The 15,873-nt window shown below is 35.8% G+C and carries 17 protein-coding genes; 10 read left to right on the forward strand and 7 right to left on the reverse strand.

The features are described from left to right. Window positions 1-31: 31 nt before the first annotated feature. The gene (locus METBO_RS00300) at window positions 32-1,267 is read left to right on the forward strand and encodes an outer membrane protein assembly factor BamB family protein (RefSeq protein ID WP_013643666.1); all 1,236 of its coding nucleotides are present in this window, start codon (window positions 32-34) and stop codon (window positions 1,265-1,267) included. An 81-nt stretch (window positions 1,268-1,348) separates the two neighbouring features. Here the strand turns inward: METBO_RS00300 and albA are convergent, their stop codons facing one another. The 7 genes from albA to METBO_RS00335 form a co-directional block, all read right to left on the reverse strand. Next, complete coding sequence (albA, locus tag METBO_RS00305) at window positions 1,349-1,636, reverse strand: DNA-binding protein Alba (RefSeq protein ID WP_013643667.1); 288 nt, start codon at window positions 1,634-1,636, stop codon at window positions 1,349-1,351. 265 nt (window positions 1,637-1,901) lie between these two features. Next, window positions 1,902-2,657 carry a response regulator gene (locus METBO_RS00310; protein ID WP_013643668.1) on the reverse strand — a complete coding sequence of 252 codons (756 nt, stop codon included), beginning with the start codon at window positions 2,655-2,657 and terminating at the stop codon, window positions 1,902-1,904. Between the two features lie 18 nt (window positions 2,658-2,675). Further along, window positions 2,676-3,419 carry an ATP-binding response regulator gene (locus tag METBO_RS00315; RefSeq protein WP_013643669.1) on the reverse strand — a complete coding sequence of 248 codons (744 nt, stop codon included), beginning with the start codon at window positions 3,417-3,419 and terminating at the stop codon, window positions 2,676-2,678. A gap of 37 nt (window positions 3,420-3,456) precedes the next feature. Next, window positions 3,457-4,974 (reverse strand): 2-isopropylmalate synthase, encoded by a 1,518-nt coding sequence (locus METBO_RS00320; protein ID WP_013643670.1) that lies wholly within the window; start codon window positions 4,972-4,974, stop codon window positions 3,457-3,459. 79 nt (window positions 4,975-5,053) lie between these two features. Further along, a complete protein-coding gene (locus METBO_RS00325; protein ID WP_013643671.1) occupies window positions 5,054-5,851 on the reverse strand; it encodes a DUF63 family protein in 798 nt (265 codons plus the stop codon). Between the two features lie 58 nt (window positions 5,852-5,909). Continuing rightward, window positions 5,910-6,560, reverse strand: a complete 651-nt coding sequence (locus tag METBO_RS00330; protein ID WP_013643672.1) for a PHP domain-containing protein — start codon at window positions 6,558-6,560, stop codon at window positions 5,910-5,912. Window positions 6,561-6,594: 34 nt separating this feature from the next. After that, window positions 6,595-7,614: a DUF1786 domain-containing protein gene (locus tag METBO_RS00335; RefSeq protein WP_048186291.1), complete on the reverse strand. Its 1,020-nt coding sequence runs from the start codon at window positions 7,612-7,614 to the stop codon at window positions 6,595-6,597. Between the two features lie 200 nt (window positions 7,615-7,814). Here METBO_RS00335 and METBO_RS00340 point away from each other — a divergent pair, with 200 nt between their 5' ends. The 9 genes from METBO_RS00340 (at window position 7,815) to METBO_RS00380 (ending at window position 15,853) form a co-directional block, all read left to right on the forward strand. After that, window positions 7,815-9,107 (forward strand): TrpB-like pyridoxal phosphate-dependent enzyme, encoded by a 1,293-nt coding sequence (locus tag METBO_RS00340; RefSeq protein WP_013643674.1) that lies wholly within the window; start codon window positions 7,815-7,817, stop codon window positions 9,105-9,107. 182 nt (window positions 9,108-9,289) lie between these two features. After that, window positions 9,290-10,510 carry a bifunctional 5,6,7,8-tetrahydromethanopterin hydro-lyase/3-hexulose-6-phosphate synthase gene (locus tag METBO_RS00345; RefSeq protein WP_013643675.1) on the forward strand — a complete coding sequence of 407 codons (1,221 nt, stop codon included), beginning with the start codon at window positions 9,290-9,292 and terminating at the stop codon, window positions 10,508-10,510. A gap of 472 nt (window positions 10,511-10,982) precedes the next feature. Beyond that, the gene (gene cbiM, locus METBO_RS00350; protein ID WP_013643676.1) at window positions 10,983-11,654 is read left to right on the forward strand and encodes a cobalt transporter CbiM; all 672 of its coding nucleotides are present in this window, start codon (window positions 10,983-10,985) and stop codon (window positions 11,652-11,654) included. Next, the gene (locus METBO_RS00355) at window positions 11,654-11,956 is read left to right on the forward strand and encodes a PDGLE domain-containing protein (RefSeq protein WP_013643677.1); all 303 of its coding nucleotides are present in this window, start codon (window positions 11,654-11,656) and stop codon (window positions 11,954-11,956) included. The genes cbiM and METBO_RS00355 overlap by 1 nt, the downstream gene beginning before the upstream one ends. A gap of 255 nt (window positions 11,957-12,211) precedes the next feature. Further along, entirely contained in the window at window positions 12,212-13,045 is an 834-nt protein-coding gene (gene cbiQ, locus METBO_RS00360; RefSeq protein WP_013643678.1) for a cobalt ECF transporter T component CbiQ, read from the forward strand. Window positions 13,046-13,788: 743 nt separating this feature from the next. Further along, entirely contained in the window at window positions 13,789-14,382 is a 594-nt protein-coding gene (locus METBO_RS00365) for a flavodoxin family protein (protein WP_013643679.1), read from the forward strand. A gap of 186 nt (window positions 14,383-14,568) precedes the next feature. Beyond that, window positions 14,569-14,781, forward strand: coding sequence for a 4Fe-4S binding protein (locus tag METBO_RS00370; RefSeq protein WP_013643680.1), 213 nt, complete (start codon window positions 14,569-14,571; stop codon window positions 14,779-14,781). Further along, window positions 14,759-15,334: an imidazoleglycerol-phosphate dehydratase HisB gene (gene hisB / locus METBO_RS00375; RefSeq protein WP_013643681.1), complete on the forward strand. Its 576-nt coding sequence runs from the start codon at window positions 14,759-14,761 to the stop codon at window positions 15,332-15,334. The genes METBO_RS00370 and hisB overlap by 23 nt, the downstream gene beginning before the upstream one ends. A 15-nt stretch (window positions 15,335-15,349) precedes the next feature. Further along, complete coding sequence (locus METBO_RS00380) at window positions 15,350-15,853, forward strand: flavodoxin family protein (protein ID WP_013643682.1); 504 nt, start codon at window positions 15,350-15,352, stop codon at window positions 15,851-15,853. Window positions 15,854-15,873: the final 20 nt, after the last annotated feature.

Raw genomic sequence — 15,873 nt, forward strand, 5'->3', positions numbered from 1 at the left:
ATGACTAAATCTAAATAATTAAGGTGAAAAAATGATTGGAAAAAAGAATATATTGATTGGAATTATGATGCTTAGCATTTTCATAGTTCCAATGACAGTTTCTACTGCTTCGGCAACCGACTGGCCAATGTTTCAAGAAAATTTGAACCATACCGCATACATGGACGAAGCTTCTGATTTCAATCCAGACACATGGTTATTCCAAACTTCTGGACTTTTAACATCAGCAGCAATAACTGACAAGTTGATCTATTTCGGATCAAGCAGCGGTTTATTCTCTGCCCTTAACCTTGAAGACGGTACAAAAGTCTGGGATTACAAGGCAGGAGGAAACATAACAAACGCTCCAATAGTAGTTGGAGACAATGTATACTTCGGATCTGGAGACAGCTATCTCTATGCTTTGAATAAAAAAACTGGAGATGACGTTTGGAAATATAAAACAGGAAATGCAATAGAAACAACCCCCGCCATAGATAATGGGATAATATATTTCGGATCAGATGATCAGAGATTATACGCCCTAAATACCAACGACAGTACCAAAAAATGGGAATTCCAAACTGGAAACGCTGTTAGATCTTCCCCTACAGTTTATAATGATACTGTATACTTCGGATCTGATGATGGAAAAATATATGCTTTAGGCATAGCCAACGGAACACAAACATGGGCATATGATACAGGCAGTGCCGTAAGATCATCTCCTGCCATTAACAACACAACTTTGTATATGGGTACCGATAATGGAAACTTCTACGCACTAAACACTGCCGATGGTTCAGTTTTATGGAATTATAACCTAAATGATTCTGTGAAATCATCTGCACTTTTAGATCCAAACGATAATGCCCTCTTCATAGGTTCAGATAACGGAAATGTAACGGCCCTTGATATGCGTGATGGAAAACTTAAATGGTCCGTCAACACCGGAAACGTTAAAACAACCCCTGCACTTATGGGAGACAATATTGTAGTAACTTCAGAAACTGGAACAGTCTACGTTCTAAACAAGTACAGTGGAAAAGAAGAATGGAGTTATACTCCGGGTTATTACCTATTTAATTCACCATTAACATCACCAATAGTATATGGTGACGATATATTTGTGGGTGATAATAACGGAAACATGTACGCAATAGACTTCTCAAGAAAAACCGGACCTGTTTCTAACTACCTCTACTATGTGATAGCCATAGTTGTAGTCATAGTTGGAGGATTATTAGCAGTAAGGACACTTAGAAGAAGAAGAAAAGGGAAAGAATAAATTTTTCCCTTATTAATTTTTTTTTAAAAAAAATATCCAAATTTATAAAGATAACAAATATAAAACTAGTTTTTTTAGGCTTCAGATGGAAGTATCATCCCTTGAAAGCTGAATTTCTATGGCAGAAACATTAGTATTTGTGCCTTCATTGTTCATAATTTCCTCTGTGCTTATGTCTATAGATTCCACTTGTGCATCAGTAATAAATCTGTTTCTAACTATCTCAGCAACATCAACAGCTCTGCTGATTGCCCTACCTCTAGCTTTTAGAACAACCTCAGAAAGTCCGCCATTCATTTGTGTTACTACTGCTAAAACGTAATTCATTACTGGTTTATTTCCAATGTATACAATATTTTCCTCTGGCATCGCTTTAACCTCCAAATAATACCCTGATTGTTTAGATATATTTAATATTATATATATTTTACGTTCATAAGACCTTTTTTAACAGATCAATAATTAAATAAGTAGTTTAAGTAGGGATAATATCATATTACGCAATTCATACAAGTTTAACCGGATTTATATGGATTAAAATAAGAATAGATAACACAAAATACTTTATTTTTTTTTATAAAAACTTTGTATAATAAAACTTTAATGCAATTAGTTGAAGTTCATCTTCTAATCATCATGTCCTAAACATAATAATAACTCCGTCCAATATATCCAATTCGTTAAGTATGGGATTAAAAGTACATTCCATTGATGTATAATTTTTATCATTAGATTTTATTGAAAAATTCTGTTCAATTACTTCGGTTGAATTGAACCTTCCGATTATATCGTTTAAATCTATATCGGGTATCAATTCTCCCACAGAGGTTCCAATGAAACTCTCATTAGATATTTCTACAAAATTCGCTGCAACAGGATTAATAAAAATAATTCTTCCCTTTAGATCAGTTGCAATCGCACCTTCACTAACAGTTTTGAGAACAGATTCAAGTAATTTATAATGACCCTTAGCATTGTAACTTTCAGATACACCTTTGTTTTTGTACAAAATTATATCTATAGCAGTGTAGAGCTCATTTTCTTCAAAGGGCTTGTGAAGAAATTCAAAGGGTTCTTTAACTATAAAAGCAGAAGGATGTGTAGATTTAACCCTTTCAATTGTATTTTTATCTGAATAAGAAGTTAGGTAAATTATTGGAATGCCAAACTTAGATTCAATGATCTGAGCAGCATCCACTCCATCCAATTTTCCTTCAAGTTTGATATCCATTATAACTAGATCTGGCTTCTTTTCTTGGCTGAATTTTACGGCATCTTCCCCGTTGTTAACAACGGCTATTACATTGTAATATGCCTTTTCAAGACTATTTTTTATGTCCTTTGCCGTAATCCCTTCATCTTCAACAACCAGAATATCTACGGGTGTCATGAATGATACCTCCAGTATTTATTGGTTTTTTTGTTTGAATACTAGGATAAAACCATTAATTTGGCCATCATTATCAGATATAGAATTTAAATCACATTTAACTTTTATTTCTTGCCCATTAGATACAAGGATATGTTCATTTTGTTGTAGATGTTCCTTCATTAACGTCAGATCAAACGATTCGAAGGTTTTAAGGGGCTGAAATACCGTGCTAACTTTCTTACCCACTACTTTATCAAGTTTAAATCCAGTTAGATTTTCAGCTGAAGAATTCATGAGTTTAACTAGACCCTCAGAATTTGTAGCGATTACAGCTTCGTTGTAATGTTTAAGCATTGCAGACACTAAATTGTCATGGTTTTTTTCCATTTTATGTCTGTAGAGAGTGGTAGCTATCGCCGAATGTAATTCACTTTCTTCAAATGGCTTTTTTATTAAGCCAGTCTCGTCTTTCATTACGAATCCCGAATGTTCTGTTGCTTTAGCTCGAGTAAGAGTATATTCATCAGAAAATGCTGTTAAGTATATGACAGGAATATCATATTTTAATTTAATTTGCCCTGCAGCTTCAATTCCATCCATTTTACCTTTTAATTTAATATCCATTAAAACAAGGTCGGGCTGAAGTTTTCCTGCACTTTCTATGGCTTCCTTTCCTGATGCAACCATATCTATTACGTTGTACCCTGAACATTCTAGACCACTCTTTATATCTTCTGCTGTTATCCTTTCATCCTCTACCACCAGTATATTAGGCCCCATTATATCCCCCTAAATAGCTAACTAAAAATTAGTTAGTTTAACGTTCAATAAGTATCTTGTTAATTGAATCTAAAACTGCTTCAACACTTGCCATGACCACGTCATCTGTTGTTGATCTTCCAGTTGCCTTGTTGCCCTTCTTATCACCCATAATAACAAATACTTCAGCTAGAGCATTAGTTCCACCAGTTATTGCTTCAATATTATATTCTTTGAGTTCAATATCTGCTGTCTCCCCTACTAAGCTTTGTATTGCATTTATAGCTGCGTCTACTGGACCTACTCCTGTTTTTGCAGCTGTTTTAACTTTGCCGTTGATATCAAGCTTTACTGTTGCTGTTGGCATTACATTATCACCAGTCATTACTGAGAAGCCCTCGAGTTTGACAATTTCTTTGTGGGCCTTTCCAAGCACAGTCTCGGACATTGCCTTTAGATCAGCATCTGTTACGCATTTACCCTTGTCTCCAAGCCTTTTAACCTGATCAAAAACCCTTATGAACTGATCTTCATTGAGTTCAATGCCATACTCATCAAGTTTGGCCTTTATAGCATTTGCCCCTGTGTGTTTTCCAAGGACTATTCTTCTGGTATGGCCAACCATTTCTGGTGTGATTGGTTCGTAAGTTTCTGCATTTTGAAGGACACCATGGACATGGATTCCGGCCTCGTGTGCAAATGCATTCTCCCCAATTATTGCCTTGTTTGGAGGCATTTTAATACCAGTTATCCTTGATACAAATTCAGAGGTATCAACTAATAGTTTTGTATCTATAGATGTTTTAATATTATATTGAGATGTTAAAGCCATTACAACCTCTTCTAAAGAAGCATTTCCTGCCCGCTCCCCTAATCCATTTATGGTTGAATGCACTTGACTTGCACCTGCTTCTACCGCACTCAGGGAATTTGCAACAGCCAGCCCAAAATCATCATGACAATGAACACTGATGGGAGTTTTCAATATTTTCTTCAGTTCAGTAATTAAATAGTTCATTGAAGACGGGATCATTACTCCAACTGTATCTGGTACGTTTATGAAATCTGCACCAGCATCCTCAACAGCCAGATACACTTCTTTAAGATAATCAAATTCAGTACGTGTAGCATCTTCTGCTGAAAATTCAGCAGTTATTCCATGATCCTTTATGTATTCAACACCCTCTACAGACTTATTTAAAATTTCTTCCTTATCCATTTTTAACTTGTACTCTCGGTGTAATGGAGAAGTCCCTATAAACGTGTGAATGTAATCCACACCACAGTCTATTGCAGCATCTAAATCAACACGTAAAGGTCTTGCCAAACCACAAACTCGGGAGTCAAGTTCAAGTTTTAAAATTTCTTTTGTAGCTCTAACTTCACCATCTGATGCAGCTGGAAATCCAACTTCCATGGTGTTAACACCCAATTTATCTAACTTTTTAGCTATTCTTATCTTTTCATCTACAGTTAGGGCTACTCCAGGTGTTTGTTCCCCATCCCTTAGGGTAGTGTCCAGAATTTTAACGGTATCTGGAAGATTCATAGTCTGTTTGACTGTTTCTATGTACATTGAAAGACCTCTTTTGGTTGACATTTTATATTAATAGTTTATCTTAAACTATAAAAAAAAGTTGTTGTTGAATAATTTTTTATAATGCAGTTCCCATTATCAGACTCAAGAAATTTCTCAAACCAGGGGCAAATCCTAAAATAAATATTGCCAACTTCAACATGTTTGCAATTGTCTTGTCTTCGATATAACTATCTATAACATATAACGCTGCCAATATCACAGCTATTTTTAACGGAAACATCACAGCGGCGGTTCCTACCAGTCCAGTTAATGCACTTGGAAGCACATGTTGTTCACTGTACCCATAAAAGTCAACTGCCACATACGTTGAAGATGCATCGAAAAGGTGGGCCATTAAGACGGTTAAGTTGATTTTGTTGCTGAGTAAGGACCATTTGTTTCGAAGCAACACAAATATGGAAGATATTAAAGCCCAAATACCAAGGACTTGAAGTGCAGCTACAACATTGATTGGACCCAAGAAGATTATGTTGGGTATGCATATCACCGCACCCACACCAAAAATTATGTACCTATAATCAATCTGAGTTTTTTTCTCGATGAAGTATGCAGATAATACGGTTATTATGGCTATGAAACCTGTTAAGAGGTATATTCCGGGTGTTACCAGAAGGTAGGTGAGTGGATAAATGTTGTTATCAACAAGGGCACGGGCACCTGACCCAAAGAATATGAATGGTGTGAGAGGTATTATCAGATCAGCTGGATCTTTCTCAATATACTTAAACATCTTTATAATCAAAAGAATTGAAATACCAAGTATTAATCCAAAAACAACGGTGTTAAGTGTAGTGTAACCAGGGTGTAAATATATGAAATTTTCCCGGATATACTGCATGATTTGAGGTATCATGGTTCTAATATGGATCTTAATGCTATAAAATTTTGTATAAACTGTTAATAATCACAGTTCATCCAATTTTTTTGATCTTCTTGTTTATCACTTCTTTTAAAATAAGGGGCAACGGTGTTCTGTCCCCATATACATTGGTTTTCCCGGATAATATCGCTTCAATAATGGATTCATATGAAAAATCAGCTTCAAATTCTGTTACACAACTACCGATTGCACCTATGAAATGAGCATCACTTGAACCTATTTCAGGAAGGTTTCGACGTTCCGCAAGATTTTTTGCCTTCCAGTTGGAATATCCAAATATGTACCTTGAATTCAAGGTTTCAATTGCATCGATATCCAACTCTTTAACACTATCACATAAACCATCCCTGTAACTAACAAATGGATGTGCTGCTACTGCAATACCGCCCAATGAACGGATTTTTTCAACGGTATCCTCTGGAGACAAACCCTTCTCAACATCTTCTTTAATTCCAAGCGCCACAATATGACCTTTGCTTGAACTTACTTCAACTGCAGGGACCACAACAAAGTCTTCAAAATCTTTGGCTTCCTCAATTGTAACTAGGGATCCTTTGATGGTGTTGTGATCTGCCACTGCGATGGCATCTAACCCAATCTTTTTTGCCCGTTTGATAATATCCCTAGGTGAAGCTGTAGAATCGCTCGAATATGTACTGTGTATATGGGGGTCAAATATCATGTTTAAACCTTTTATTTTTTCCTTAGCTGTACTATTATTTCCTAATGATTGATTTAATAAGACCCACTGGACCTGTCATCATCACATCACCTGCAGGGGCTGCGTTGTGAACCTTTAAATCAGTTTTTTTCAACAACTCTCTCAATGGTCCTGTAGCAACAATGCACTCGCATTTACTCATGGGGCCTGTAACCCATGCTCCATGACCCCCATCATCATGAACTTCTTCATGTGTGATGGTACCTTTTTCAAGTTTTAACACCAAACTTTTCAGTTTGTCTGGTGTAAGAGCCCTTGTGTGGTGTTCAAATACACCAATAATTTTTCCTTCTTCACAGGCAGCTGCAAGCGTATGACCGTTTCCAATATCCATGACAATGTAACTTTCAAGATCCTTCACATAATCATCACAAGTAGCACCACACACTGATGCAAATTTAGAGTCCATCATGGTTGGTTTATAACCTTTTAAAGATTTTACCACCGCATTCATTCGTGAGAAATATTCTGGAACATCACCATGGTAAGCAAATTCTTCAGGACTTCGGGGAACATCCAGTTTTTCTTTGATCTTCATGAATCTGAAGTTTCTATCCCCCATTCCAGGCATGTATCCATGATCCTGTACAGCAATTCCCAACTCGTCAAAGTCCATTTCCACATCAAACTTGGAGAATGCTCCTTCTATTGCATCTAGATCTATGTCTTTTAATTCAACAGAGCCCAGTTCAGGACGTTTTTCATTATCAGGTATTATGGTTATTCCAAATTGTCTCACCCGATCTAGATCGTCCCTAACAGTTATTGCTGCACTTTCTGTCATTATTACTTTATAACCGCGATCCAAATGATTTTTTATGGCCTTGTTGATTGGGCCTCCTCCCATGGTACTTCCTTTGATAAAAATATCGTTGTGATGGTTTCTTATTTTCTCTGCAATTATCCTGGTTGGAGATGGCATTACCATTTTAAACGAATTTTCTATTGTATCTTCTGAGTCGTACAACATAATATCCTGGGTGCCTACACCTATATCCACTGCCAATATCTTCATGCTCCTATACTTTGTTACAGATCATATATTAAATTATCAAAAAATCTATGTACAGATATGTACAACAAAGGTTTAAGTAGGGCACAAAATATAAATTATTCAACTGATTTGAGGCGAAAATTCTTTTAGACAAAATCTAATATTTTGATTAATTCATGAATTACGTCTTTAAATTTAAAAAAAATATAATAGGTGGTTAAATGTATAAAATAACTCTTTCAGAAAAGGAAACACCGAAAAAATGGTACAATATAGCTGCAGATCTTCCTGTGGAACTTCCCCCATCAACACAAACAGAGGAAGGCCATCAAATTGACAATTTGCCAAAATTATTTTCTAAGTATGTTCTTCAACAGGAAATGTCCACAGAAAGATGGATAGACATTCCAAAAGAAGTTAGGAAAGTTTACAAACAGATTGGAAGACCTTCTGCCCTCTTCAGAGCTACAGGACTCGAAAAGTACCTAGATACTCCTGCAAAAATTTACTACAAACGTGAAGATCAGTCCCCTGTGGGCAGTCACAAACTCAATACCGCAATTGCACAGGCATACTACGCTAAAAAAGCAGGTGCTGAAAGATTAACCACCGAAACTGGTGCAGGACAATGGGGATCAGCATTATCCCTGGCATGTTCATTGTTAGGATTGGATTGTACCGTCTACATGGTAAACGTTTCATTCAAACAAAAACCATACCGTAAAACTGTAATGCACTTATACGATGGCGAAGTACTCCCTTCCCCTAGTAACAGAACAGAATTCGGAAGAAAAATTCTAGCAGAAGATCCAAACCATCCAGGATCCCTTGGAATAGCAATTTCAGAAGCTATGGAAGATGCCTTCAACGATGATAGTGCATTTTATACTCTCGGCAGTGTATTAAACCATGTTCTACTCCATCAGACAGTGATTGGTCTTGAAGCTCAAAAACAGTTCGCTAAAATTGATGAAAAACCAGATATCCTAGTTGGATGTGTTGGAGGAGGAAGTAACTTTGGTGGAGCAGCTTTCCCATTCATGAAAGACAAACTCTCCGGAGACCTAGACTGCCAGTTCCTAGCTGCAGAGCCTGCTTCCTGTCCAACCTTAACACAGGGGGAGTACAAATACGATTACGGTGACACTGCAGGATTAACTCCCCTCATGAAGATGTACACATTGGGTCATGAATTTGTCCCACCATCAGTGCATGCAGGAGGATTAAGATACCACGGAATGGCACCTTTAGTGGCATTACTAGTTAACCAAGGACTTGTCGAAGGAAGAACTGTAAACCAGACAGAATTATTCCAAGCAGGTAAGCTATTTGCCAATACAGAAGGAGTCATACCTGCACCTGAAACCTGTCACGCCATAAAAGTCGCAATAGATGAAGCAAATAAATGCAAAAAGACTGGAGAAGAAAAGAATATCATGATCACTTTCTCTGGCCATGGTCTATTGGATCTTCAGGGATACGACGACTTCATAGAGGGACACTTAACACAGTAAAATCCCCACTACTCTTTTTTTTAAAATTAACAAACTACTCATTTCTTTAAGATCATATTCATAATATAATTCCATATTAGAAACTGTTTTATCGAAACTTAATGTTCGATATATAAATTTGAAATATTTATTTATAGGATTCGATCTATAAAATTAATAGATAAAGATGGAGGATAATTAGTATGTATCAAATAGGGGAAGCCTTAATAGGAAATGGCAACGAAATAGCTCACGTTGATTTAGTAATTGGAGACAAAAATGGACCTGTTGGAACAGCATTTGTTAACAACATGGCCAGTATGTCAATAGGACACACACCACTCTTATCGGTTATTAGACCAAACTTACTCACTAAACCTGCAACACTCATAGTTCCAAAGGTAACTGTTAGGGACTTGGAAGATGCTGACAAGATTTTCGGCCCTGCACAGACAGCTGTGGGTCGCGCAGTTGCAGATGCAGTGGACGAAGGAATAATACCAAAGGAAGATGTGGAAGACATAGTCATAATAGCAAATGTGTTTATACATCCTGGTGCAAAGGATTTCCGTAAAATTTACCAGTATAACTATGGAGCTACAAAATTGGCAATTCAAAGGGCAATGGAAGGATATCCATCAGTTAAAAAAGTATTAGCAGAAAAAGATCGTGGAACTCACCCAATAATGGGATTCAAAGTCACAAGACTGTGGAACCCACCTTATCTCCAGGTTGCATTGGACCTTGACAACATGGAAGAAATGGAAAGAATTATCAAAACCCTTCCTGACAGAGAAAGAATCCTGATAGAAGCAGGAACTCCACTTGTTAAGAAGTTCGGTGTTGGAATCATTGGTAAGATAAGGGAACTTAAGAAAGACGCATTCATTATAGCAGATCTTAAAACATTAGATGTAGGCCGTATTGAAGTTAAAATGGCTGCAGATGAAACAGCAGATGCAATTGCAATATCTGGACTTGGAACTGTTGAATCCATTGAAAAAGCTATACATGAAGCCAAAAAACAGGGAATTTATTCCATACTCGACATGATGAACGTGGAAAACTTCGTTGAAAAACTTGAAGCTGTCCAGTTCAAACCAGACATCGTTCTTCTACACAGAAATGTTGATCTAGAAACTATGCAGGCAGAGAGGGGAGAAGAATTAGCTGAAGTTACAGAATGGGGTAACATCCACCAGATCAAATCCATACTCGGTGAAGGCAAACTAGTTGCAGTGGCCGGTGGAATTACACCTGATCGTGTTGACAAGGCAATTGATAGTGACGCAGATATAATCGTTGTTGGAAGGTACATAATAGGTTCCAGAGATGTTAGACGTTCTGCTCAAGACTTCCTTGACCGCATGCCTCAGGATCCAGATACAATGAGACTTGCAATGGACGAAGACGAATCGATCTAAACAGATCGATTAATATTTCTTTTTTTTAAAATAATAATTTTGATTTTATTCTTAATTTTTCCAGTAGTTATTACATCTTTAAATGAATTATTAACTGAGATAATTTATTACGAAATCACTGTTAATGCATTCAAATGTAATAATACTAAATTTCATGGAAATTAAAAAATTTCTTTTGAAATCCCACAATAAATTTTACATACTTCCAAATTAATTCAAAATTATCAGTTAATTAATAACAATCATTAAAATAATGTCCAACTATTAATCATTCAGTAATAAATTTGAAACATAAAAGATTAATTAAGTAATAACAACCAATAGATATATATTATATTAGCCAAAAGCATTTATTGTGATTTAAAGGCGTTAAAGTACGTTTACAGAGGTATTACGATTCCTTAATAAAATTGAGGCATAGTATTACCATTCAAATACTCTTTAACGTAGTAAAAAATTAAGGAGGAATTAAATGCATATACCTGACGGATTTATACCCTTGTGGCAATGTGCTATTTACTACGTAATATTGATAGTTGCATTGTACTTCTCCCAGAAATGGGCTAGAAAAAATCTTGATGAAAAAATGGTCCCTTTGATGGCAGTTTTAGCTGCAGGTATATTCGCTATCATGTCCATGAACATGCCCATACCATTCGGTACAAGTGGACACATGGTGGGCGGAGCTTTAGTAGCAATTGTATTCTGTGCCCCCGAGGCCGCCATAATTGTATTTACTTTAGTGTTACTAGTACAAGGCATATTCTTTGGAGATGGAGGAGTAACCGCCTTAGGAGCGAATGTACTTAACATGGGGATAATTGGAGGATTTACAGGACTTTACGTTTTTAAAGCCCTTAGAAAACCAATTGGAAAATATCCTGCAATTGCAATTGCATCGTGGCTATCCATATTCTTAGCTGCCGAAGCTGTGGCAGTAGAAATGTGGTTGGCTGGAACATTCCCACTCGGAGCAGGATTAATCTTCATGGGACTATACCATGCTTTCATAGGAATCATCGAAGCTGTGCTAACTGTGGTTGTAATAATGGCCCTTGAAAAACTAAGACCAGATTTACTTGGATGGAACAGAAAAAGAAGAGTGGAAGATATTGATACTGAAACAGGGGAGGTGGCATCATAATGAATAAAAAAGATAAAACCTTAATAATTGGTGGAGTAATTGTCTGTTTGATAATTGCAGTTTTATCCCCATTTTTAGCTTCCCCCAATCCAGATGGTTTAGAAAAATCTGCTGAAAACCTTGCTGTTTCAGATGACGGACTTGGATACCAAGCTCCATTTCAGGATTATTATGTAGCTGCACTTGGAGATGGTCCACTTGCAGAAGTAGTGGCACTTGCAATAGGAATCTTAATTGCTTTAGGAGTAGGATTTGCCGTAGCATATGTCTTGAAAAGAAGAAAACCTAAGGAATCTGAATGATTCCATTCTATTTTTTCTTATTCTTTTAAAAACGAAATGTTTGATTATTACTATTTTACAGAAATATTTATCAAGAATAATACTAAGGGTTAAACTTATATTATGAATGATTCTAATCTATTTAACTAAAACAGTTATTATGAGTCTTAATGTAATAATTATGCCCTTAAATCCTCTAAATTAGTAATAATTATTAAGATTGCAACGAAGTGATGGGAACAATGCAGTACTATTCAAAAAAAGGAGTAAATCTTTATGAATGGAGTAAGTTCAATTCTTCAGCTTGAAACAGAAACTAATAAAAAAAGTCCTTTGCATGCAATAGATGGTAGAGTCAAATTAGTCTTATTGATATTCATTATTGTATATTCTGTATTTTCAACACAAATCCTCGTCTTAATATTCCTAGAAATATACCTACTTATTTTGATGTACATATCTAATATTTCATTTAAAACTTCTTTAACAAGAATTTTACTGCTTTTACCATTTGGAGGTTTTATAATTGCATTCCAACCATTCATCCACCCCGGTATCATTATTTGGTCCGGAGCATTTGGAATACATATAACTGATGCAGGATTACTCTGGGCAGTACTCCTCATGTCGAGGCTCGTTGTTGCACTCACTTCCATAGTGATCTTGTCGTCAATTAGCCCTATGCAAGAGGTTGTAGAATCCTTTAGAAAATTAGGAATGCCCCGTGAATTTGCCCTAATTTTTAGTCTAATGATCAGATTTTTATTCATGTTCTTTGACGAACTCAATAGGATAATGCACGCCCAAAAAACACGATGCTTCGATGCATTTAATAAAAAACTTCCATACACTTGGAGGATGAAGCAACTTGGATACACAGTGGCCATGATGTTTCTTAGAGCGTTTGAAAGGGGTGAAACTATCTACATGAGCATGGCAAGTAGGGGTTACTCAGATAAATCCCATTTATACTCTGATACAAGGAGAAAATTCGGAACACCAGAATATATATTTATCCTAGCAACACTATCAACGGTTGTTTGTTTACAATACTTGGCAATGTACCTATTTACCCAATTTGGCATTTTAGGAATGTACATAATAAAATAATTCTGAATGATATTTTAAACCAAAATAATGGATCCTAACTAAAAAAAATGGATTAGTCTAGTGTTCAAATTAGTAGTTGTGATAGATCCATCATTCAGTAGTTTTTTTTAATGTTTTATTAAAGTCAGAATACAGTTTAAAAAAAAATAGTGGAACAGCTCTAAATTTGAGTCTGTACTTTTATGGAAGAACCCTACTAGAATTTTGGATTAAACTGATACCGTACCCGAATCATAGAGCACCTTGATAAAATCGACTGTTATAACTAAGAAGTTCTCTTCACTTAACGAAGAGAAGCTGGGCAAATCATGTAAATCCAGCCAACTCGCATCTTTACCACTTCACCCCCATTTCATCTTAAAAAAAAATTGAATTGGTTTAAGTAAATTAAACTGTAACACAAATTTATCCAGAATTTAAAAATTATTCGATTTTAACCCATTTAATCTTAAATTAGTTATATTCTAGCTTATTATGGCCATAATTACATAATTTATTTGTTTAACTAAACTATGGGGCTTAATTACGTATTCTTCATTTAGAAAATTATAAGTTAGTATTAACTAAATACATGATAATGTTACCAATCTAAAATGAGGAGTAATAAATTTATTCCAGAAAGAACAGTACTGTATATACCAAATGAAAAAAATAATTTCAGATGGAACATTATTTAGTACCAAAAACTAATATATAAACAATAACAACCGTATTAAGCCAAAAACTATTATTGGAGTAATTTCATGAAGGTATTAGGAATATGTGGAAGTCCAAGAAAACAGGCAACTCATCACGTTTTAAACGAAGCATTGCAAATGCTTGATGAAAAAGGTTTTGAAACAGAATTTTATAGTTTGCGTGGTAAAAATATTAGTCCATGTAGACATTGTGACTACTGTATGAAACACAAAGAGTGCGTAGTAGATGATGATATGCAGGATATCTATCCACTTATCACAGAAGCAGAAGGCATTATCATGGCCACGCCAGTATACAACGGGGGTTTAAGTGCTCAGCTTAAAGCTGTTATGGATCGTTGCAGAGCTTTGGGAGCACGCGACTTTGATTTTCTGCGATATAAAGTAGGAATGGCCATAGCCGTAGGTGGTGACCGCATTGGTGGTCAAGAGCTTGCAATACAACAGATAATGACCTTTTTTATATTAACTGGTGCAATCCCAGTTAGTGGTGGTGCCTATGGTGCCAATATGGGGGCTAACTTTTGGTCTAAAGACACCCTCGAAGGTGTGAAACAGGACGAAGAAGGATTCAAGAGTCTCAGAAAAACTGTCAAAAGATTTAGCAATTTCATTGAAAACTTCGAAATAAAGAAGTAGTTGAAGAGAATCAAACCTAAATTTCAATGAAAATTAATTATAAGTTATAAGAAATAAGTTATAAGTTATAACAAAATAGATTTAAAGTGAAGGTTAAACTTAAATTTAAAGCCTAATTGGCCTTAAAAAAAATGTGCGATTAAACTGTTATAAGTAATAAGTTATAAGTTATAAGGAAGATGTTACATGAAGATCATTGTAGATGAAGACAAGTGCACCGGATGTGGAATATGTAAAGAAGCTTGTCCCAAGGGTGCTAAAATATGGGATGTAAAAAAGAAGGCCATGGCAACAAACCTTGAATTCTGCCATTTATGTACAATATGTGCAGGAAAATGTCCTGAAGGTGCTATACAGGTAATTAGAGATGAACCAAATGAGAAAAAAGACTCTGAATAGAAAAACATCAGAAACTGATATCAGCGTAACCATGAATTTAGATGGTAACGGTGACTACGACATCAACACAGGAATCGAATTCTTCGATCACATGTTAAATTCCTTTGCCAGACATGGGTTTATAGATCTAACCATCCATGCCAATGGAGACATTGGAGTCGATGATCATCATACAATCGAAGACGTGGGAATACTTCTTGGAGAAACGTATAACGAAGTAATTGGGACAAAAAGGGGAATTAAAAGATTTTCTCATGCACTCATCCCTATGGATGATGCATTGGCCACCGTAGCAGTTGACATTAGTGGAAGGAGCTATGCAGTATTAGATTTCGAATTCAAAAAACCTAAAGTTGGAGATATGAGCACAGAAAATGTTGAACATTTCTTTGAATCCTTTGCGAATTCTGCAAAAATTAATATCAACGCCAAAATCGAAGGAGAAAATGATCATCATAAAATAGAAGCTTTATTTAAGGCATTTGCACGTGCTCTTAAGGATGCTTCTTTGATCGAACACGATTCACTACCATCTACCAAAGGTGCGTTGTAAAAGGAACTGGAAAAGATGAAAACTCTAATTGCTTGTTACTCCTATTCAGGGCACACATTGAAAGTTGCAAAAAAATTGCAAAAAGAAATAGGTGCCGATCTAACTGAGATAAAAACTGAAAAAGACAGATGGTATCTACTTAAAATCTTAGATTCCATAAGGGAGAAAAAGGCAACAATAAAACCCTGCCAGACAGACCTCATGAATTACGATAAATTGATTCTTTGCTGTCCTGTTTGGGCTGGTAAAACTCCAGCTGCTGTTAACCAGTACATGTTTGATTTAAAAAATATTAAAGACAAAGAATTTGGAGTCTTTATTACTTCTGGAGGGAATAGATCCCAAAAAGCTACCATTCAAATGAGGGAAAATTTGGATCTGCAAGGTATGAAATTTTTAGGTCAAATGAGGTTAATTACCAAAGATGTTGAGAATGAAAAATATGGGGAAATATTTCCACTATTCGCCGGAAAATTCAAGGACCCAAAATCAGAAAACTCCAAAAATATTACAGAGTAAATCCTAGGTTTTTCACTTCC

This window comes from Methanobacterium lacus (assembly GCF_000191585.1).
GTDB lineage: Archaea > Methanobacteriota > Methanobacteria > Methanobacteriales > Methanobacteriaceae > Methanobacterium_B > Methanobacterium_B lacus.

What these genes read in the sequence shown, in the direction of transcription:
- albA (WP_013643667.1), bottom strand. Translation starts at nt 1,636, where the DNA reads ATGCCAGAGGAAAATATTGTATACATTGGAAATAAACCAGTAATGAAT.
- METBO_RS00335 (WP_048186291.1), bottom strand. Translation starts at nt 7,614, where the DNA reads ATGAAGATATTGGCAGTGGATATAGGTGTAGGCACCCAGGATATTATG.
- hisB (WP_013643681.1), top strand. Translation starts at nt 14,759, where the DNA reads ATGAGAAAAAAGACTCTGAATAGAAAAACATCAGAAACTGATATCAGC.
- METBO_RS00325 (WP_013643671.1), bottom strand. Translation starts at nt 5,851, where the DNA reads ATGATACCTCAAATCATGCAGTATATCCGGGAAAATTTCATATATTTA.
- METBO_RS00345 (WP_013643675.1), top strand. Translation starts at nt 9,290, where the DNA reads ATGTATCAAATAGGGGAAGCCTTAATAGGAAATGGCAACGAAATAGCT.
- cbiM (WP_013643676.1), top strand. Translation starts at nt 10,983, where the DNA reads ATGCATATACCTGACGGATTTATACCCTTGTGGCAATGTGCTATTTAC.
- METBO_RS00340 (WP_013643674.1), top strand. Translation starts at nt 7,815, where the DNA reads ATGTATAAAATAACTCTTTCAGAAAAGGAAACACCGAAAAAATGGTAC.
- METBO_RS00330 (WP_013643672.1), bottom strand. Translation starts at nt 6,560, where the DNA reads ATGATATTTGACCCCCATATACACAGTACATATTCGAGCGATTCTACA.
- METBO_RS00355 (WP_013643677.1), top strand. Translation starts at nt 11,654, where the DNA reads ATGAATAAAAAAGATAAAACCTTAATAATTGGTGGAGTAATTGTCTGT.
- METBO_RS00310 (WP_013643668.1), bottom strand. Translation starts at nt 2,657, where the DNA reads ATGACACCCGTAGATATTCTGGTTGTTGAAGATGAAGGGATTACGGCA.
- METBO_RS00380 (WP_013643682.1), top strand. Translation starts at nt 15,350, where the DNA reads ATGAAAACTCTAATTGCTTGTTACTCCTATTCAGGGCACACATTGAAA.
- METBO_RS00315 (WP_013643669.1), bottom strand. Translation starts at nt 3,419, where the DNA reads ATGGGGCCTAATATACTGGTGGTAGAGGATGAAAGGATAACAGCAGAA.
- METBO_RS00365 (WP_013643679.1), top strand. Translation starts at nt 13,789, where the DNA reads ATGAAGGTATTAGGAATATGTGGAAGTCCAAGAAAACAGGCAACTCAT.
- METBO_RS00370 (WP_013643680.1), top strand. Translation starts at nt 14,569, where the DNA reads ATGAAGATCATTGTAGATGAAGACAAGTGCACCGGATGTGGAATATGT.
- cbiQ (WP_013643678.1), top strand. Translation starts at nt 12,212, where the DNA reads ATGAATGGAGTAAGTTCAATTCTTCAGCTTGAAACAGAAACTAATAAA.
- METBO_RS00320 (WP_013643670.1), bottom strand. Translation starts at nt 4,974, where the DNA reads ATGTACATAGAAACAGTCAAACAGACTATGAATCTTCCAGATACCGTT.
- METBO_RS00300 (WP_013643666.1), top strand. Translation starts at nt 32, where the DNA reads ATGATTGGAAAAAAGAATATATTGATTGGAATTATGATGCTTAGCATT.